The 19,764-nt window shown below is 58.9% G+C and carries 16 protein-coding genes and 1 pseudogene; 9 read left to right on the top strand and 8 right to left on the bottom strand.

Translation table 11 applies throughout. The annotated features are described in order from the left end of the window. Positions 1-36: 36 nt before the first annotated feature. The gene (locus JHL21_RS07595; protein WP_200212805.1) at positions 37-1,035 is read right to left on the bottom strand and encodes an ABC transporter permease; all 999 of its coding nucleotides are present in this window, start codon (positions 1,033-1,035) and stop codon (positions 37-39) included. Between the two features lie 139 nt (positions 1,036-1,174). Next, positions 1,175-3,252: pseudogene (locus JHL21_RS07590) on the bottom strand (ABC transporter substrate-binding protein). 159 nt (positions 3,253-3,411) lie between these two features. Here JHL21_RS07590 and JHL21_RS07585 point away from each other — a divergent pair. Then, a complete protein-coding gene (locus tag JHL21_RS07585) occupies positions 3,412-4,332 on the top strand; it encodes a helix-turn-helix domain-containing protein (protein WP_182395024.1) in 921 nt (306 codons plus the stop codon). Here JHL21_RS07585 and JHL21_RS07580 read toward each other — a convergent pair. Then, the gene (locus tag JHL21_RS07580; protein WP_367948167.1) at positions 4,329-5,348 is read right to left on the bottom strand and encodes a LacI family DNA-binding transcriptional regulator; all 1,020 of its coding nucleotides are present in this window, start codon (positions 5,346-5,348) and stop codon (positions 4,329-4,331) included. The two genes, JHL21_RS07585 and JHL21_RS07580, sit on opposite strands and share 4 nt — an antisense overlap. Positions 5,349-5,539: 191 nt before the next feature. Between JHL21_RS07580 and JHL21_RS07575 the strand changes: the two genes are divergently transcribed. The 3 genes from JHL21_RS07575 (at position 5,540) to JHL21_RS07565 (ending at position 9,097) form a co-directional block, all read left to right on the top strand. Continuing rightward, entirely contained in the window at positions 5,540-7,078 is a 1,539-nt protein-coding gene (locus JHL21_RS07575) for a sugar ABC transporter ATP-binding protein (protein ID WP_200212804.1), read from the top strand. Beyond that, positions 7,059-8,084 carry an ABC transporter permease gene (locus JHL21_RS07570; protein ID WP_169194612.1) on the top strand — a complete coding sequence of 342 codons (1,026 nt, stop codon included), beginning with the start codon at positions 7,059-7,061 and terminating at the stop codon, positions 8,082-8,084. The genes JHL21_RS07575 and JHL21_RS07570 overlap by 20 nt, the downstream gene beginning before the upstream one ends. Positions 8,085-8,149: 65 nt before the next feature. After that, positions 8,150-9,097: a substrate-binding domain-containing protein gene (locus JHL21_RS07565; RefSeq protein WP_169194613.1), complete on the top strand. Its 948-nt coding sequence runs from the start codon at positions 8,150-8,152 to the stop codon at positions 9,095-9,097. A gap of 61 nt (positions 9,098-9,158) precedes the next feature. Here the strand turns inward: JHL21_RS07565 and JHL21_RS07560 are convergent, their stop codons facing one another. The 3 genes from JHL21_RS07560 to JHL21_RS07550 are packed head-to-tail and all read right to left on the bottom strand — an operon-like array spanning position 9,159 to position 12,024. Then, entirely contained in the window at positions 9,159-9,359 is a 201-nt protein-coding gene (locus JHL21_RS07560; protein ID WP_199531402.1) for a heavy-metal-associated domain-containing protein, read from the bottom strand. Positions 9,360-9,361: 2 nt separating this feature from the next. Beyond that, positions 9,362-9,769: a Cu(I)-responsive transcriptional regulator gene (gene cueR / locus JHL21_RS07555; protein WP_169194615.1), complete on the bottom strand. Its 408-nt coding sequence runs from the start codon at positions 9,767-9,769 to the stop codon at positions 9,362-9,364. Continuing rightward, positions 9,766-12,024, bottom strand: coding sequence for a heavy metal translocating P-type ATPase (locus tag JHL21_RS07550; protein WP_200212802.1), 2,259 nt, complete (start codon positions 12,022-12,024; stop codon positions 9,766-9,768). Before JHL21_RS07550 ends, cueR begins: the two co-directional genes overlap by 4 nt. A gap of 210 nt (positions 12,025-12,234) precedes the next feature. Between JHL21_RS07550 and JHL21_RS07545 the strand changes: the two genes are divergently transcribed. Continuing rightward, complete coding sequence (locus JHL21_RS07545) at positions 12,235-12,921, top strand: Crp/Fnr family transcriptional regulator (protein WP_282567673.1); 687 nt, start codon at positions 12,235-12,237, stop codon at positions 12,919-12,921. Here JHL21_RS07545 and cydC read toward each other — a convergent pair. Next, positions 12,918-14,570, bottom strand: a complete 1,653-nt coding sequence (gene cydC / locus JHL21_RS07540; RefSeq protein WP_200212801.1) for a thiol reductant ABC exporter subunit CydC — start codon at positions 14,568-14,570, stop codon at positions 12,918-12,920. The two genes, JHL21_RS07545 and cydC, sit on opposite strands and share 4 nt — an antisense overlap. Beyond that, the gene (gene cydD / locus JHL21_RS07535) at positions 14,567-16,312 is read right to left on the bottom strand and encodes a thiol reductant ABC exporter subunit CydD (RefSeq protein WP_210338867.1); all 1,746 of its coding nucleotides are present in this window, start codon (positions 16,310-16,312) and stop codon (positions 14,567-14,569) included. The genes cydC and cydD overlap by 4 nt, the downstream gene beginning before the upstream one ends. A 130-nt stretch (positions 16,313-16,442) precedes the next feature. Here cydD and JHL21_RS07530 point away from each other — a divergent pair, with 130 nt between their 5' ends. The 4 genes from JHL21_RS07530 (at position 16,443) to JHL21_RS07515 (ending at position 19,725) form a co-directional block, all read left to right on the top strand. Beyond that, positions 16,443-18,038 carry a cytochrome ubiquinol oxidase subunit I gene (locus JHL21_RS07530; RefSeq protein WP_200213039.1) on the top strand — a complete coding sequence of 532 codons (1,596 nt, stop codon included), beginning with the start codon at positions 16,443-16,445 and terminating at the stop codon, positions 18,036-18,038. Further along, a complete protein-coding gene (cydB, locus tag JHL21_RS07525; RefSeq protein ID WP_200212799.1) occupies positions 18,035-19,180 on the top strand; it encodes a cytochrome d ubiquinol oxidase subunit II in 1,146 nt (381 codons plus the stop codon). The genes JHL21_RS07530 and cydB overlap by 4 nt, the downstream gene beginning before the upstream one ends. 10 nt (positions 19,181-19,190) lie before the next feature. Then, entirely contained in the window at positions 19,191-19,325 is a 135-nt protein-coding gene (cydX, locus tag JHL21_RS07520) for a cytochrome bd-I oxidase subunit CydX (RefSeq protein ID WP_200212798.1), read from the top strand. A 253-nt stretch (positions 19,326-19,578) separates the two neighbouring features. Beyond that, entirely contained in the window at positions 19,579-19,725 is a 147-nt protein-coding gene (locus tag JHL21_RS07515; RefSeq protein WP_169194622.1) for a DUF1127 domain-containing protein, read from the top strand. The last annotated feature ends 39 nt before the right edge of the window (positions 19,726-19,764 follow it).

Genomic DNA, 19,764 nt, shown 5'->3' with positions numbered 1-19,764 from the left:
CGTCGTGGGGCGTGCCGTTGGCATTGGTGGTGTCGGTCATTCTGCACGCCCTCCCAGACGAACACGCGGGTCGAGCGCAACCAGAAGTAGGTCTGAAATGATGTTGCCGATGATCAGGGTCGTGGCGACGACGAGCATGAAGCTAGCGGTGACGAAAACGTCGCCAACGCCCATGGAGCCGACAATGGCCGGGCCGACCGTTGCGAGACCAAAAACGATAGCGACCTCGATTTCACCGGTGAGCATGTAGGGCAGGGCGACTCCCTGATACGCGATGAGCGGGTGGAGCGCGTTAGGGACAGCGTGTTTCATGATCACGGCGCCCTCGGAGAGACCCTTGGCGCGAGCCGTCTCGACATATTGGGCGTTAAGAACGTCCAGCAAATTGCCGCGCATGACACGCATATTGTAGGCGAGGCCGCCGAAGGTGGCGACGAAGATCACCGGCCAGACATGCTGCACCAGGTTGACGAACTTGTCCCAGCTCCACGGCGCGCCGCCATAACGGGCGGAGAAGAACATGCCGACTTCTGAGACATTGAGCTTAAAGACCAGCACATAAAGAATGATGATGGCCATGAGGAAGCGCGGCACGGTCATGCCGAGGAAGGAGATGATGCCGAGGAAGGTGTCGGTCCACGAATACTGGCGGGTCGCGGCGATGATGCCGAGGAGCGAAGCCAGGATATGGCAGACCAGCGCTATGGCGATGGTCGGGGGGAGGCGCTCGGCGATCACATTGCCGACGGGCTTATTGTAGTAGAGCGAGTGGCCGAAATCGAACCGGGTAATAATGCCGGTGATCCAGCGGAAATATTGAACGACGATCGGATCGTTGAGGCCATTGGCCTCTCGATAAATCTCTGCCTGCGCCTCGGCGAGGTCGGGGCGAACCCCGCCCTGATTGATGAGCATGGACTTGATGTAGTCGGCATAGTCGCCGGGTGGTGCTTGGATGATGGCGAATGTGACGATGCTCAAGAGGAGGAGGAGCGGGATGGCTCCCAAGATGCGCATCATAAGGAAACGGAGCATGCATGGCCTCGCTGGGCTGAGGGGCTGGCCCCCTGTCCTGACCCTTGGGTCAGACACCGGTCTCGTGGGGTAGAGCGGCGCGCGTTTAAGGGGATAAAGGCGGTGAAGGGTGGCGGTGGGCCACCCTTCGATGTTGCAATCAGACGGGACCGGCAGAGCCAGGTTCGCCTGGCAGCGTTTCTGGATGCAGCTCGTGGTCAGCCTGCTTGTCCGCGGGGACATAGAGGCGTTCACGGATGACGCTATCTTCAGCCCAGTTGAACATGAAGATTGGCGCACCAGCCGGAATGTTGGCGAAGCGCTTGTTGACGATCAGCGCGCCCGGATATTGGGTGAGGCCGATCGAGTAGACGTTCTCGGTGTAAAGCCTCTGATACTGCTTCATCAGCTCAGCGCGTTCAGCATTGTCATTGGTGGCAATGAACTTGTTGACCACAGCGACCAGTTCTTCTTCGAACGGCAGCAGATCAAGCGTGCCATCAGTTCCGCCACGGTGGAATGGATGAACGCGTGGTCCTGTGGGAGCAAGTTCGGCCGTATTCTGGACGATCGAGACCATCGAAGCGCCTTGACGATTGACCGCCCAATCAAACTGACCTGCGGTAGCAGCGTCGTCTCGGGCATTGCCCTGCTGGAAATTGGCGATGACGCGTAGACCGAGCGGTTCCATCATCGCGATGACGCCTTCGGCAAGATTGGTGTCAGTGCCATAATCGGAGTTGGCGAGGAGAGTGATTTCCACGTCTGCGCCGTTTGCAGTGTCGGCTGGGAAGTTACGGACGCCGTTGCCGTCGGTGTCGACGAGGCCGAGACCATCGAGCAGCGACTTCGCGACTTCGAGGTCATGCGGGTAGTAGACGGTGGAGGCAGCGTCGTAGAAGGACGTGCCGGCATAAAGCCCACCGGGATAGATGGCGGTGAACGGACCGCGGACGAGCGATTCACCAAGACGTTGACGGTCGAGACCGATCGAAATTGCCTTGCGGAAGTTCAAGTCGCGGTTGAGTTCGCGGACGGCCTGTGCGCGGGTATCAGGCTCACCCCATCCATTGCCGGAGAGGTTTGGCTGGAGCGCATAGCCGATTGTGCGCGCGCCGAACTGGAGACGCGCTGGTGCGGTGTCTTCAGCCGAACGACGGAGCGATTCAACGTAGTTTTCGGCCTGCTCAAGGTTGGAGAAGTCGCCCGAGCCAGCAACAGCCTGCACGTCACGATCCGACCAAGTCGAGAGGCGGTAGTGCATTTCGTTGAGGTAAGGGAGCTGGTTCCCTTGATCGTCGACCTTCCAATAATAGGGGTTACGACGCATGACGACGATGTCGTCTGGGCGATATTCAACCACAGCCCATGCGCCCATCGACGGCATATTCATGAACTCTGGCGGGAAGGCGTTTTTATACTGCTCGTAGGTATTCGAGGAGTATTTTGGATGCTGCGGCTTCTGGATATGCGCAGGGCCGGGGCAGAAGGTGCCATAGGCCATGGCCCAGAGGTACTGCTTGGGGAAGGCCTCTTTGAAGGTCCATTTAACGGTGTAAGCGTCAATGGCTTCTAGCGTCGTGCCGACACCAAAGTTTCAGGCGTTGCACCGTTGAGCGGGGAGACGTTTGCATCGAGAACGTGATGTTCCCAATAGAACATCAGGTCTTCACTATCGAAGGGGTCGCCATCAGACCATTTCGCGCCTTCGATCAGGTGCATGGTGAGGGTGTGACCGTCTTCTGACCATTCCCAGCTCTTGGCCAGGTTCGGCATGGGTTCAAGCTCTTCGGCCTTAACCGTGAAGAGTGGGCCTGTGCGGGTCAGACATTCGGAAAGACCGATGTCGATGCCGCCCCAGCCCTGAGCTTGGCCACCGATGTAGTTCCAGCCTTCTGGGCGGCCGCCGATGACGTGGCGCATGACGTCGCCGTAAACGCCAACGCCATCCGGCATGTTGGCCGTTTTGTAAACCAGCGGTTCCTTGGGGAGACGCTCGGCGACAGGCGGCAGCGTGCCAGCTTCGACGAATTTCTTGGTGACCCAATCGGGCTCGTTATATTTATCGAGCGCACGGAACTCCTGAATGTCAGACAGGCTGACAAAGTTGGGTTCACTTTGCGCTGCAAAGTCTGGTGGTGCTGGCAGAGCGCCAGAATGTTCTTGAGCAGTTAATGCAGTTAGCGATACGGACAGCAGTAGTCCTGCCCCGCTAAGGGCATAGATATGCTTTCTCATGATTTCCTCCCGCGATGCGAAGACAGCGTGACGCTCTCGGGTCGGGTCTCCTCTTCGACCCTGAACTTCGCTCGGACAGAAAGCCTAACTCTTGCGTATGTTGACGCAATCCGGAATAGTAATGGATAGTTTCGGGTTTCTAAGAAGTCTGAATAATCTATGACGCCACAACAGATTACGCCATCACCGGGTCGAGCAGCAGGTCTTGCGCCGCGCCCAACGCCACGATCCGATCGCAGCTTTTATGCTTCGGGCAAAGCTTTCGGACGCTTTGGTATTCGCTCCTTCAAGCCGCAGATTATGGCCGAACCGCACACTCATGGACATATCGAGTTTAATTGGCTGACGGGCGGTTCGATGGACTATGTTTTCGACGGTGGGCCGCTAACCGTCGGGCAAAATAGGCTGGTAGCGTTCTGGGCGGGGATACCGCATCAGACGGTCGGGTTGACCGGAACGGACCTAGAAAAGCAACTCAATATCTACCTGCCGATGGATGCGTTTTTGGAGATGCCGCAATTGGGGCGGCTGACCGAAACGCTCATGGGCGGTGGGGTAATCCAGCTTTCGCCCGACTGTATCGGGCTTGAAACGTTGGAGCGCTGGCATGGCGATTATCGCTCGGGCAATGCCTTGCGCTCAGATCTTGTGCGCTCTGAAATCGGCACCATGTTTCGTCGCGCCGCTATTGTGGGCTGGGACACTCTGCTGCCCGCTTGGGTGGAAAAGAGCTCGGCCCGCAGCCGAACGGCGAGCCCGGTGCGCTATGTGGTGCGCATGGTTCGGCACATAGTTGAGAATATCACCGATCCGCTCAGCGTCGACGATATTGCCAAAACCGTGGGTCTGCATCCCAACTATGCCACCAACCTCTTCACCAAGGTGATGCATATCTCGATCCAGAAATTCGTTATTCGAATGCGGCTGATCCGGGCGCGCAGCTTGTTGTTCGATACCGACATGGCGGTTGCCAATATTGCATTTCAGGCCGGGTTCTCGAGCCAGACGCAATTTTATGAGCATTTCCGCAAGGCGTATGGGATGACCCCGAGCCACATGCGCGAGAACCGAATTTTTTAGTGTTTCGGCCAGGTGACGGAATTGCGGACGATGAGCTCGGCGCGCAGGAGGATTTCCTTTTGCTTAGGCCGCGCCTCGCTCAGTGTTTCCAGAAGTAGACCCATGGCGGCTTCGCCAATGGTGGAGCGCGGCTGCTTCATGGTCGTGAGCGAGGGGGCCATGAAGCTGGCAAAGGAGATATCGTCGAACCCCATGACCGAATAATCCTGCGGCAGGCTATAGCGGCGGGTATTGAGGCAGATGGTGACACCCAAGGCGGTCGCGTCGTTGACGCAGAAAAAGGCGGTGGGGAGGATGTCGCGCACGAACATGAGTTCGGCCGCAGCGCGACCGCTCTCGGTGGTGCCGTCGCCATCCATGATGAGTTTGGGCTCGATCGGAAGGCCCGCAGCCGTGAGCGCAGCGCGATAGCCTTCTTCGCGGAGGCGGCTGGTTTCGCGGCCCGATTTCCCGACGAAAGCAATGCGCTTGTGGCCCTGTGCGATGAGGTATTCAACCGCGACACGCGCGCCCTGAAAATTATCGACCCCGACGAAGGGAACATGTGCGCCAACCACCGGCTCGCTGACGGCGACCATGGGCGGGAGGCGCGAGGCTTCCTGCGTCTGGGCATAGCCATAGGGCAGGTGGCCGGTGAAGAGGATCAGCCCGTCCGCCTGGTTTGAACTGATGAAGCGCAGATAGTTGGCTTCACGCGCCGGGTCGTTCTGGGTATTGCCGATGAGCAGGCCATAGCCGCGCTTGCTGGCCTCGGTTTCCAGACCAACAAGAATGTTGGAGAAATTCGGGTCGCCAACGTCGGGGGCGAGGATGAGGATCATATTGGAGCGGCGCATGCGCAGGGAGCGGGCCATCGCATTGGTCGTATAGCCTGTCTTGGCGACAGCTTCAGTGACCTTCAGGCGAGTCTTTTCTGCGACCTTGGTGGGTTCATTGAGAGCGCGGCTAACAGTGGCAATAGACACGCCTGCCATGGCGGCGACGTCTTCAATAGTTGCCAGCTTGGTCTGCTGCACGTTCTCTAAACCCTTGCACAACGGACTGGATTCAAATCCAGCACAAAGCTCAACAGCGGTATAGGCGCGTTGCTAAGTTGCATAGTCATTTGTGCAGACTGTAAACCTTTACATGCATCATGAAAAGGTTTACATCACTATTCAGTCAATGAGTGCCAAAGATGCACCGTGGCGGGATGGAGGAGAAAACGATGCAGGGTGAAGCCCAGTCATCGCAGCCGGTCTTGGCGGCTCATCGCGTTTCGAAATCATTCGGCGATGTGCCGGTGCTGTTCAGCATCGATTTTGATATTCGTCCCGGTGAAGTGCACGCCATTATTGGCGAGAACGGCGCTGGCAAATCCACGCTGATCAAAATCCTGTCTGGCATTGAGCAACCAACCTCCGGCACGATCGAATATCTCGGCGAGACTGTGGTGCTGCCTCCGAATGGAGAAGCTGCAGCTCTGGGCATTGTGGTCATCCACCAAGAGCTATTGCTGGCTGAGCATCTGACGGTGGCCGATAGTGTCTTCCTCGGACGCGAGCTGAAGAACGGTCTGTTTCTCAACGCCAAGGCGATGCGCGAGCAGACCCAGGCCATTCTCAATACACTGCACGTCAACATTGATCCTGACACGCGGATCAGCGCGCTCTCGGTTGCGGACAAGCAAATGGTCGAGATCGCCAAAGCGATCAGCCGCGAAGCGCGCGTGCTGATTATGGACGAGCCGACGGCTGTTCTATCCGTGGGCGAAACGGCAACTCTGTTCGAGCAGATCCGCCGTCTCACGGCCAAGGGCGTGGCGGTGATTTTTATCTCCCACAAGCTCGACGAAATCATGGAGCTGGCACAGCGGGTGACGGTGTTGCGGGATGGGCAATTGATCTCCACCGTTGGCACAGAAAACCTCACGCCAGACGCGATTGCGCAAATGATGGTCGGGCGGGAGCTATCCAATCTTTATCCGCCCAAGCATGAGCCTGATGTCGATGCGGAAGTGGTGCTGTCCGTCCGTAATCTGGCGGGGCCGGGCATTGGCAGTACCTCCTTTGACCTCAAGAGGGGCGAAGTTCTTGGCTTTGCTGGGCTGATCGGTTCAGGGCGCACGGCGATGGCCGAGGCGCTGGTGGGATTGACCAAAAAGACCAGTGGCGTGGTGCGGTTCGACGGTGAGCTGCGGGACTTCGCCGACGTTTCAAAATCGGTTGATGCCGGGCTGGCCTATATGACCAAGGATCGTAAGGGGAAGGGGTTGCTGCTCAACGGGGGATTGCAGCCCAATCTGACCTTGCTGACGCTGAAAAAGCACCTCAAAAACTGGTTCCTCAATAATAAGAGCGAAGAAGAGGCGCTGGCGCGCGCGACGCGGCGTTTTGACATTCGCGCCCGTGATCCCTCAGTGCAGGTGGGCAAGCTCTCCGGCGGTAATCAGCAAAAGCTGATGCTGGGCAAAACCATGGAGAGTGATCCGCAGATCGTCATTATGGACGAGCCGACGCGCGGGATCGACGTCGGTACCAAGCAGCAAATCTATCACATCATCGCCGCGCTGGCCGCGGAGGGGAAATCCATCATCCTGATCTCATCGGAGTTGCAGGAAGTGATTGGCCTTAGCCATCGGGTGGTGGTGATGCGCCAGGGGCGGATCGCTGGGGTTTTGGAAGGCGCAGAAATCACCGAGGGCGAAATTATGCGTTACGCCGCGGGCATTAAACAGGGTGGAGAGCATGACCGTATCAGTGCCTGAAGTGGCGACCAAACCCGCAAAAGGGTTCAGGCTGGATCTCAAGACGCTCGGGCCGCTGTTGGCGCTAATCTTGTTGGTCATCCTTGGTTACGTGCTCAACCCGCTGTTTCTGGCGGAAGGCAATATCACCAATATCCTGACCCGCTCGGCGTTCATCGGCATTATCGCGGTGGGGGCGACCTTCGTCATTACTGCAGGCGGTATCGACCTGTCGGTTGGCTCGATGGCGGCTTTTATCGCTGGTGTGATGATCATCATCATGAACTGGACCGTGGCCAGCATGGGCGCCTCGGTGTGGACCGTGCTCATCGGCATTGGCTGCTCGATTATTCTCGGTGTTGGTGCGGGCTTCATCAACGGCTTCCTGACGACCAAGGCTAAGATTGAAGCCTTTATCGTGACGCTCGGGACCATGGGGATTTACCGCTCGCTGGTAACCTATTTTGCCGATGGTGGCACGCTCTCGCTCAATTCTGGGGCGCGCGAGATTTACCGCCCGGTCTATTACGATAGCTTCCTGCGCGTGCCGTATCCGGTCTGGGTGTTTATCGCCGTGGCCATTGTTGGCTGGGTGCTGATGAATCGCACCGCGTTTGGGCGCTATTGCATGGCGATCGGCTCGAACGAACACGTGGCGCGCTATTCGGCCATCAAGGTCGATCGGGTGCGGACCTGGACCTATATTTTGCAGGGCCTCTGCGTGTCGCTCGCTACCATCATCTATGTGCCGCGTCTGGGCTCTGCTTCGGCGGCGACGGGTGTGCTGTGGGAATTGGAAGCGATTGCCGCGGTGATCATTGGTGGGACCATGCTCAAGGGCGGGTTTGGCCGGGTCGGCGGCACGGTGATCGGCGCGCTGATCCTGACCTCAATCGGCAACATTCTCAATCTGACCGAGATCATCTCCAACTACCTCAACGGAGCCGTTCAGGGGGTGATCATCGTCGCCGCAGTCTATCTGCAGCGCGGGTCGTTGAACACGCGTCGCAAAAAGGCGGCGGAATGAATTCCGCGCTCAAAAAAGCGCGGTAGCAAGGCGTGAGGAGCGCCTTTAACAAGGGAGAGTAGAATATGACTATTAAGGCATTGGCACTGGGCCTGTTGGCCACCAGCATGCTGACTGGCGCGTCTATCGCTCAGGAGAAAATCAAAATCGGTGTCTCCATCCCAGCCGCCACCCACGGCTTTATGGGTGGTTTGAACTGGCATGCCGCTGAAGCGGAAAAGCGTCTGGAGGCAGCGCACTCCAACATCGATATTATCATCGTCACGGCGGACGGCCCAGAAGATCAGGCGAGCGATCTCGAAGATCTGGTTTCGGTGCAGCAAATCCAGGCGCTTGTGGTTCTGCCGTTTGAATCCGAACCCCTGACCGAGCCTGTTCGTGCGGTAAAGTCGACGGGTGCATTCATCACCGTGGTCGACCGTGGTTTGACCGATCCGTCCATTCAGGACGTCTATGTTTCGGGCAATAACACCGAAATGGGTGTGAACTCGGCTGAGTACATGAAGACCCGTCTCGGGGAAGGCGACAATATCGTCATCCTGCGCGGTATTCCGACCGTGCTCGACACAGAACGTTTTGACGCTTTCATGGGCGCCATTGAAGGTACGGGCATCAACGTGCTCGACAACAAGTTCGCCAACTGGAACCGCGACGATGGCTTTGAAGTGATGCAGGACTTCCTGAGCCGCTTCCCAGACATTGATGGGGTTTGGGCGCAGGACGACGACATTACCCTAGGCGTGGTCGAAGCCATCAAGCAGGCTGGCCGCGAAAAGGAAATGTTCGTTGTCGGCGGCGCTGGTATGAAGGAAATCATCAAGGGCGTGATGGACGGCGACGAACTCGTTCCTGTCGACGTGCTCTATCCGCCAGCACAGATCGCGACCGCTATGGACGTGACCGTGGCGCACTTCACCTCCAATGGTCCAGTGACGGGCAGCTATATTCTGGGCTCGCCGCTGATCACCAAGGAGAATGCGGCGCAGTTCTACTTCCCAGACAGCCCATTCTGATCGGTTATCCTCCCAGGATGAGAGAAGGGGCGCTTGCGGGCGCCCCTTTTTTGTTTGCGAGTTAGGCCGCTTCGGGCGTGTAGCCGGCCTCGCGAATGGCCTCTTCGCCTTTGGCCTTGTCGCCAGAGAACGTGACTTTGTGGGTCGGAACGTCGATCTCAATGGCGCTGCCGGGAAGCGCCTCTTCGAGCGCCTTGCGGATGGTGCCAGCGCAATGACCACAGGTCATGTCGTTGACTGTGAAGGTGGTGGTGTCGCTCATCTTCAGTTTCCTTTGTGGGCTGGAACGCCAGCCAAATCATCCAGAATGGGGCAGTCGGGGCGGTCGTCGCCGTGGCAGCAGTGGGTCAAATTGGTCAAGGTTTTGACCATGCTTTGCAGCTCGGTAATCTTGGTTTGCAGCGCATCAATATGGCTGGTGGCAATGGTTTTGACCTCAGCGCTGGCGCGGGATTTGTCGCGCCAGAGCGACAGCAGTGTTCCAGTTTCTTCGACCGAAAACCCGAGAGTGCGGCAGCGTTTGATGAAGCGCAGGACGTGGATCTCATCTGGGCTATAGACGCGATAGTTACTGCCGGTGCGCTTGGGCGCCTGCACCAAGCCGATTTGCTCATAATAGCGGATCATTTTGGCGGTAACGCCGGAATGCTCGGCGGCTTGTCCGATGTTCATAGGCTTACTCCGGAAAGTGTTCTCAGGCGCTGGGCATTGGCGATGACGAAGACCGAGGACAGCGCCATCGCGCCCGCGCCGATCATGGGTGAGAGCAAAATGCCAAAGCTGGGGTAGAGCGCGCCCATTGCGACGGGGATGAGCACGGCATTGTAGCCGAAGGCCCAGAAGAGGTTCTCCCAAATGTTCTTGAGGGTTGCTTTGCTGACCGTGATGGCGTCGACGACGCCTTTGAGGTCGCCGCCCAATAGTACGACATCGGCGCTTTCAATGGCGGCGTCCGTGCCGGAGCCAACCGCTAGGCCAATGTCGGCTTCGGCCAAAGCGGGGGCGTCGTTTATGCCATCGCCGACATAGGCGACGATTGTCCCCGAAGCTTTCATGGCCTTGATGGTGGCGACCTTGTCGGCGGGCAGAACCTCTGCGTGAACCTCATCTATGCCAAGCTGGGTGGCAATGGCTTGCGCGGTGAGGCGATTGTCGCCCGAAATCATCGCGGTTTTGAGGCCCTGCTGATGGAGGGCGGCGATAACGGCTTTGCTCGAGGGCTTGATCGGGTCGGCCACGACAATGGCGGCGGCGAGCGTGCCGTCAACGGCGAGGAAGACGGGTGTCTTGCCTTGCTGGGCGAGATCGTCAACCAAGGCCTGCGCCGATGAGAGGTCGATGCCGGTGAGGAGTTTTGAGGAGCCGACGCGCACCGTGCGCCCGTCGATAGTGGCCGTGATGCCGCGTCCCGGATCGCTGTCGAAAGCCTGGATCGTGGGCAGGGTGAGGCCTTCCGCATTGGCAGTCGAAACGATGGCGGTGGCGATTGGGTGTTCAGAGCGTGCTTCAGCGGCAGCGGCCAAGGAGAGGGCGGCGGCGCGATCGAAGCCATTGAAGGGGATGAGGTCAGTGAGGACCGGTTTGCCGAGGGTGAGCGTGCCGGTTTTGTCAAAAGCGACAATGCGCGCGTCGCGCAATTGCTGGAGGGCTTCGCTCTTGCGGAACAGCACGCCGAGTTGGGCGGCGCGGCCCGTGCCAACCATGATCGACATGGGAGTGGCCAGACCCATAGCACAAGGGCAGGCGATGATGAGCACGGCGACGGCATTGACCAAGGCGAAGCTGAGGCGCTGCTCGCCGCCAAAGATCATCCAGAGCGCAAAAGTGATGAGCGCGAGACCGATGACGACAGGCACGAACCAAGCGGTGATCTTGTCGACCACGGCTTGAATGGGGAGTTTTCCGGCCTGAGCGTCTTCGACCATTCCAATGATATGGGCGAGCATGGTATCGGCGCCGATTTTAGTGGCGCGAAAGCGGAAACTGCCGGAGGTGTTGAGGGTGCCGCCGACGACAGCGGAGCCGATGCGTTTGGCGACAGGGAGGGGTTCGCCCGAGAGCATGCTTTCATCGACATGGCTTTGCCCGTCCACAACCTCACCGTCGACGGCGATTTTCTCGCCGGGACGGACTTCGACAATGTCGCCCACGCGCACATCGGCAATGTCGATTTCATGCAGCGCGCCGAAGCGTTCGACGCGAGCGGTTTTGGCCTGCTGCTGGACGAGGGAGCGAATGGCGGCACCCGTGCGCCCTTTGGCTTTGGCTTCGAGCCAGCGGCCCACAAGGATGAGCGTGACGATGACGGCGGCGGCTTCAAAATACACAAAGCGCGTTTCGGCGGGCACAAGTCCGGGCGCGAAGGTGACGACGCTGGAATAGAGCCAAGCTGCGCCTGCGCCGAGAGCGACCAGCGAGTTCATTTCCGGCGCGCCACGGAAGAGGGCGGGCAGTCCGTGGCGGAAGAACCTTAGGCCCGGCACGAAGAGCACGAAGGTTGCGAGGGCAAAGTAGACATACCAAAGCGTCTGCATGGGAACGATGCCCATCAGCCAGTGGTGAAAGGGCATGTAAAAATGCCCAAGCATTTCAAGAGCAAAGAGCGGTGCTGTGGCGATCGCTGCGATTGTGACATCGCGCTTGAGCACGGCTGCGTCTTCGTCGTGGTGGGAGTGGGCGTTGGTGGGGGCTTGCTCGGGGCGCAGGACTGCCTCGTAGCCGATCTTTTTGACGGCCGCGATCAGCGCTTCGGTGTCGCCACCGGAAATACGGGCGCGTTCGGTTGCGAAGTTGACAGTGGCGGCGTCAACACCGGGGACTTTGAGCAGAGCTTTTTCCACTCGCGACACGCATGAGGCGCAACTCATGCCGGTGATGTCGAGCGTTACGGGCTTTTCGGGATGTAAATTCTGGACGTTTGCTTGCATGTCAATGAACCTCGCCCTGAAGCATATAAAGGTTCCAATGATGGTAAGGTCAAGTGGCCTGAATGTATTAGTTTGCCCATTGTTGGTCTGCGACCGGTTGGCACAGCGTCATTTATCGTTCTTATAGTTGTGTGGGGGCGGAGCTATAAAAGACTCTGTAGAGGGCGCGTGGACATGCAAACGGTTCGGAAAGATATCCATAACTCGGAGATGCCGGTGCTTTGCCAAAGTTGCGAAGCGCGTCACCAAGGCATTTGCGGGGCGCTCAACGCCGAACAACTTTCCGCACTCTCCCGCAGCACACGCCGTGTTCGTAAGGACCCGGGCGACCCCCTGATGGCTGACGCCGAGCCTATTGAGGCCTTTGGCAATGTGCTGCGCGGGGTGATCAAGCTGACCAAGGTTTTGGAAGATGGCCGCCAGCAAGTGGTGGGGCTGCAGTTTGCGCCTGACTTGTTGGGCCGCCCCTTTGCCACCGAAAGCCGGGTGAGTGCAGAAGCTGCCTCTGAAGTTGATCTGTGCATGATCCCCAAGTCTGCGCTGGAAAATCTCATCCAACAGAGTGCGCCACTTGAGCATCGCATCATGATGCAAGCGCTGCGCGAGTTGGATGAAGCGCGCGACTGGATGGTGACGCTGGGCCGGAAAAGCGCGGCAGAAAAGGTCGCGAGCTTTTTGTACTTGATCGCGACCCATATTGACCCGACCGATGATCAGGATGGGGCGCAGTTTGATCTGCCACTCAGCCGCGCCGATATTGCCGACTTTTTGGGGCTGACGATCGAAACCGTCAGCCGCCAAATGACCAAGCTGAAAACCGAAGGCGTTATTGCCGTCGAGCACTATCGTACGATCCATGTGCCCGATCTGGCTTTGCTCCGTCTGCGCTGCGGCTAAACCAACTCACCATGATTGAGCGTGAGCACCCGATCCACCGTCCCCTCGGGAATGGTGGCGTGGGTGACGAGCACGACTGTGCGGTCGCGCGTTGCCTGCGCGAGCACGGCGAAGAAGGCTTCCTCGGTTTCACGGTCAAGCGCATTGGTTGGTTCGTCGAGGAGGAGCACCGGTGCGTTGGACAGCAGAACGCGCGCCAAGGTAAGGCGACGCGCCTGACCCATGGAGAGCGTGCGGCCAGCTTCCCCGATGATGGTATCCAAGCCCTTGGGCAGGCTGCGGACATGCTCATCGAGCTGCGCCTTGGCGAGGGCCGCCCATAGATCGTCCTCGGACGCCGTATCGCGACCAATGAGAAGATTGTTGCGAATGGTGTCGATGAACACTGGGCTGTCTTGGCTCAAAAGCGCGAAATGGGCGTGAACGTCCCGCGTGGCGAATTGATCGAGTGGGATGCCGCCGACCGAGATGCTGCCGGAGGTCGGTTCGACCAAGCGCAGGAGCAGGCGCAAAAGCGTCGACTTGCCGCCGCCACTCGGGCCAATGACGGCGATGCGTTCGCCGGGCGCGATGGTGAGGTCGATGTCGTTAAGAACCGGCTGGTTTGCCCCATAGCTGAAGGAGAGACCCGTAAGCGTAATCGGGGCGTCGCTCGGCCATGCTTTCGGCGCAACGGGTTCGGCAATGGGAATATCGATATTGGCGAGGGCCTGCAGGCGCTCGGCAGCTGCCATGGCGGCCGTGGCCTTGGAGGTGCTGCGAATGATGACATTGGTGGCCTCAAAGCTGCCGATGACGGCAAGCAGGAGGGCAGCCATCAGCGGGGCGTCGATTGTGCCGGCTTGCAGTGCGACGAGACCGAACCAAAGCGTGCCGACAAGCGCGAGACCTGCCGCGATCTGGACGGCGAAGCTGCCGGAGGTGGTGTAGAGGCTGAGGCGCCGCTTCAGCGCACTGGCTGTGGCGGCCGCTTCGGAGAAGCGATCCTGCGTCGTGCCAAGCGCACCGAGCACCACAATGTCAGCATGGCCGGACACAGCGTCGAGCACATTCATGCGCATGGCAGCGCTGGCTTCAACACTAGCACGACCGGCGCGGCGCGACAGGGTGATCATGGCAAGGGGCACGAGCAGGGCTGCTGCGGCCATGCACAGCCCATAGATGAGCGCAGCACCGGGCAGGAAGAGCGCCAATATGACCGTCATCACCGTGCCGACGAAGAGCGCTGCGACCAGCGGGCCGACACCGACCAGAAACGCCGTGTCCAGCGCATCCACATCGGTGGTGAGGCGGCTGACGAGATCGCCGTGACGCAAGGATCGGTCGGGCAGGGGGAGGCGGGGGAAAAGACTGGCAAAGAGCCAGCCACGCAAATCCGACAGCAGCTTGAGGGTGGCGTTGTGACCAACGAGGCGCTCAAAATAGCGCGCCAGAATACGTACGAAGGACAGTGCGCGAATGCCGGCCGATGGCACGAACAGATTGAACGCAAGACCAAGCGTGGTCAGTGACGTGGCAGTGATAAACCAGCCGGACACGCCGAGCAGAGACACGCCCGCGATAAGGGTAACGAGCGCCAAGAGTAAGGCTGCCGAAAACGACTTCCAGCGCTTCAGGAAGAGCGGGGCGAAGGTGAGGATGGCTTTCATGCGACGCCTTTCGCGCGGGCGGAGAGCGGCGCTTCAACAAGACCGGTGGGCGTGACGCGCCACGCTCTATCGAGATTTTTGGCAACGGCAGGCGAGTGCGTCGCGACGATGAGGGTGCGGCCGCGCGCATAGCGGGTTATGGACTGAATGATCTCTTGCTCGAGCGAAGCATCAAGGTGAGCGGTGGGCTCGTCGAGGATGATCAGGCCAGCATCGCGCAGGAAGAGGCGCGCCAGCGCGACGCGCTGCGCCTGACCGCCCGAAATGCCAGCGCCGTCTTCGCCGATGATGGTATCGAGACCGAGCGGCAGGCCCGCCGTAAAGCCGAGGACACCAGCCAGTTCGGCGGCCTTTTCAATGTCAGCGCGACTGGCGGCAGGGCGGCCCAAGGCGATGTTGTCGGCAAGCGAGGCGTGGATAATGCGTGGCTTTTGCGTGAGGATGAATGTGCGGCCGCGCAGGGATGGCTCGGACCATTCGGTCAGCGGGCGGCCATCGAGTACAATATCGCCTTCGGCGTCGCGCAGACCAACAAGGGCTTCCAGCAGGGTCGACTTGCCTGAGCCACTGGGGCCGAGGAGGGCAATGTGCTGGCCCGGCTCGACGCGCAGCGTGACGTGTTCGATGACGGCGCGCATGTGATCGGGTGTGCGCAGGGTGACGTTGTTCGCCTCAAGGGCGATGGGCTTGCCGGAGAGCGGTGCGTTATCCGTGTGGTCGACACGCTCGTCTGACAAAGCACCGAGATTGGCTTCGATCTCATTGAGCGCAGCCTTAGCCGAGGCGCGATCATGATATTGCGCGGCCATGACACGCAGCGGGTTGTAGACCTCTGGCGCCATTAGCAGGAGGAACATGCCCAGCTGCAAGGTGAGGGGGCTCGTGCGCAGGTGGAGATAATCAATGAAGGTCAGGCCGACATAAAGCGCCACGCCCGCGACGCCGAGAGCGGCGAAGAATTCGAGGACGGCCGACGACAGGAAAGCAATGCGCAGGACCTTGAGCGTGCGCTGGCGCAGCGCTTCGCTGGCAGAGACGATGCCTTCGGTTTCAGCCTCTTCTCGGCCCAAGAGCTTGAGGGTGAGAAGACCACGCAGGCGATCGCTGAAACGCCCTGAGAGGTGGCTGAGGGCTTTGGCCTGACGGTCGGTCGCGACCTGCGCGCCCCAGCCGACAAGGGCCATGAAGATTGGAATAAGTGGCGCGCTGACGAGGAAGAGCACGCCCGCCACCCAATCGATGGGCAGAATAATCGCGCCAAACACCAGCGGCAGAACGATGCCCTGCGCCGAGGCGGAGATGTAGCGCGCAAAATAGCTTTCTAGCGCTTCGACCTGATCGACAATGGAGGCGGCGGCAAGGCCAGAGGCTGCTGAATTGGCCGCGCGAGGCGGTTTTGCCAGAAGCTGGCTGAAGAGCGTCTGACGGAGGTGAAGCTTGATCCGTTCAGCCGCGATGATTCCGGTGTGATCGGCGATTGCGGAAAGCCCTGCACGGGCCAGAACTATCCCCAGAAGAATGAAAATTCCTGGTAACAATGTGCTGATCGGTGCGACATTTTCGATGGCCTGACCCAGGGTTGAGGCCAAAATCCATGCCTGCCAGACCAGCAACACCCCTGCCAAAATGGGTGCGGCGATAGACAGCCAAAGCGCTGCTCCCCCCTGTGTTTGCAGGAGTTTTAACGTGTGCGAGACCGAGTTTTCTGGCCGGCGTGCGCTGGGAGGGGAGCTGCGGGTCATGCGTTTGAACATACACGGCACTTTTCGGGGAGCATTGATCTGAATCAAGGTGTCAGATTTTAGATGCGTTACAGGACAGGCATTGGCGACCTTGCTTCCGGCCGCCCTAACGAAAGGCAACAATGCCATGATCGACATGTTGGTCGTTGACTTATCGCGATGGCAGTTCGCTGCCACCGCCATGTATCACTTCATATTTGTTCCCCTGACGCTCGGGCTCTCTTTCATGATGGCGATCATGGAGAGCGTGTATGTCATGACTGGCCGACAGGTCTGGCGCAAGGCTACCCTGTTCTGGGGCACGCTTTTTGGCGTGAATTTCGCCATGGGCGTGGCCACCGGTGTGGTTATGGAGTTCCAGTTCGGCATGAACTGGAGCTATTACAGCCATTATGTCGGTGACGTGTTTGGGGCGCCACTCGCCATTGAAGGCCTGATGGCCTTCTTCTTGGAAGCGACCTTCATCGGCCTGTTCTTCTTCGGCTGGGATCGTCTGAGCAAGGTGGGTCACTTGGTTGTGACCTGGCTGACCGCAATTGGCGCCAATTTCTCGGCTCTCTGGATCCTGGTTGCCAACGGGTGGATGCAGAACCCGGTTGGGGCCAAGTTCAATCCTGACACCATGCGTATGGAAGTAACCGACTTTATGGCGGTGATTTTCAACCCAGTGGCGCAGGCAAAATTCGTGCACACGGTGAGCGCAGGCTATCTCTGCGGCGCCATGTTCATTCTCGCCATTTCGGCACTGTTCCTCGTGCGGGGCAAGCATGTCGAACTGGCCAAGCGTTCCGCTGTTGTGGCGGCCAGCTTTGGTCTGGCCTCGGCGCTGTCGGTGGTCGTGCTCGGTGACGAAAGCGGCTATGTCGCGACAGAACACCAGCATATGAAGATCGCTGCGCTCGAAGCCATGTATGAAACCGAGCCTGCTCCGGCTCCGTGGTCGATCATCGCCTTCCCCGGCTCGAACGGCGAAGACGTTGGCTTCCACATCTCGGTTCCGTGGGTTGGTGGTCTGATCACGACGCGTTCGTTCGATCAGCAACTGCCGGGTATTCACGAACTGGTTGAGCGCGCCGAAGATCGTATCCGAATGGGTCTGATCGCTTATAACGCTCTGGCTGAAATTCGCGCCGACGGCACGAATACCGATGCTCGTGCGGTCTTTGAAGAGACCTGGCCAGATCTGGGCTATGCGCTGCTGCTCAAGAAGTATCGCGTTGATGTCGAGAACGCGACTGCTGACGAAATCGCGCTGGCTGCTGCCGACACCGTGCCAAGCGTATGGCCGCTGTTCTGGACCTTCCGCATTATGATGGGTCTCGGGTTCTTCTACATCGCCTTCTTCGCGCTCTGGTTCTACCGCGCGTCGCGGGGCTGGATCGACACCAACAAGCCGCTGCTGTGGTTCACGGTGTTCATGCTGCCAACGCCTTGGATCGCGATTGAAGCAGGCTGGTTCATCGCCGAGTTCGGCCGACAGCCTTGGGTCGTGGAAGGGGTTCTGCCCACATTCTACGCCGCCTCGGGTCTGAACGTGCTCGACCTGGTCCTGTCGCTGACCTTCTTCGTACTGCTCTACAGCGTGCTCTTGGTCATCATGATCATTCTGATGGTCAAAATCATCAAGGCGGGTCCGAAGGATCAGCTCTTCACTCCGGAAGAAGATGAGGACTACGTCATGGCTGCCCTTCCGGCGACCAAGGAAAACAAGGAGATCGTCGCATGAGCTCGATCCCTCTCGACTACGAAACACTCCGCCTGATCTGGTGGGTACTGCTCGGTGTGCTGCTGATCGGCTTTGCCGTGATGGGTGGCCGCGACATGGGGGTGGGCACTCTACTCCCCTTCGCTGCCAAGACCGATGAAGAACGCCGTATTTTGCTCAACCTGATCGGCCCAACCTGGGAAGGTAATCAGGTGTGGCTGGTTCTCGGTGGTGGCGCGATCTTTGCCGCGTTTCCTCCACTTTACGCGGTAAGCTTTTCGGGCTTTTACCTTGCCATGCTCGTGATCCTTCTGGCGCTGATCCTGCGTCCAGTGGGGTTCAAGTTCCGTGGCAAGATCGATAACCCGACTTGGCGCGCTGTGTGGGATTGGTGCCTATTCATCGGTGGCTTTGTGCCAGCGCTGATCATGGGCGTGGCGGTGGGCAATGTGCTCTTGGGCGCACCATTCCACTTCGATGACACCATGCGCATCTTCTACACGGGCAACTTCTTCCAGCTGTTGATGCCGTTTGCACTGCTGTGCGGCCTAGTCAGCGTGGGCATGATCAGTGCGCAGGGTGCGGCTGTTATTGCCGGACGCACCCAAGGGGCAATGGCAGAGCGGGCGCGCATGTTCGGGCTCTATGCTGCTGCTGGAACTCTTGTGCTCTTCGCGCTGGGTGGCTTCTGGGTTGCGTTCATGAGCGGCCACGTGGTGACCAGCGTGATTGACCCGGCCGCGCCGATCAACCCGCTCGCCAAGTCGGTTGAGCTGGTGCAGGGCGGCTGGATGCTGAACTACAGCAAATATCCTTGGATGGTGATTGCGCCGATCCTGGCCTTCGTAGGTCTGGTTGTAGCGGTGCTCGGTTTTATCGGCCGCAAGCATGTGATCACGCTCCTGGCAACGAGCGCGGCGATCTTCGGTATCATCTCGACAGCTGGTGTCTCGCTGTTCCCGTTCCTGCTGCCGTCTTCGACGGTTCCCGGTTCGGGGCTGACCCTCTGGGATGCCTCGTCGAGCCATCTGACGCTGTTCATTATGCTGGTTGCGACCGTTATCTTCCTGCCCATCATCGTTGCCTACACCGCTTGGGTGTTCCGCGTGATGCGTGGTCCGGTTACGGCCGACAATCTCACCAAAAACCCCAACGCCTACTAGGAGCAGTCGTATGTGGTATTTTGCATGGATCCTCGGCCTCGGTCTGGCCTGCGCCTTCGGCATCATCAATGCCATGTGGTTCGAGATGAAGGACGACATTCGCGTGGCCCGCGCTGCGCGCATGGCTGATACAAAGAGCGAGTAGGCAGGCCTAATTATCTGCCTGTAAATTAAGCAGGGCCGCACATCATGCAGATGATGTGCGGCCCTTTGCTATTGTGATTAAGGCGGGTCGCCTCATTTTTGCCGAGTTTCGCTGGGTTTTTTTGAATTTACCCTTGCTTAACCAAGATGCCCCCATCACTTGCATCTAGTGCATAACGGATGTGCAGATTGGCCATCTTCTAATCACTACGACTTAGGTCTACATAGGGGTCATCAACCGAAGGGGAACCGAAATGAACATCGCAAAGAAGCTTTCTGACTACGCCCGCTACCAGCGCACTCTGCGTGAACTGAACAGCCTTGACAGCCGTCAGCTGAACGACCTGGGCATCACCAAGGGTGACATCAAGTCGATCGCACGTGGCACCTACGTAGCCTAATAAGCGAACGTCTCGGTCGCCTAAGGCGGCAGAGAAAAG

Source organism: Devosia sp. WQ 349K1 (assembly GCF_016595685.1).
Taxonomy (GTDB): domain Bacteria; phylum Pseudomonadota; class Alphaproteobacteria; order Rhizobiales; family Devosiaceae; genus Devosia.
This window is presented reverse-complemented; position numbering and strand designations above follow the sequence as displayed.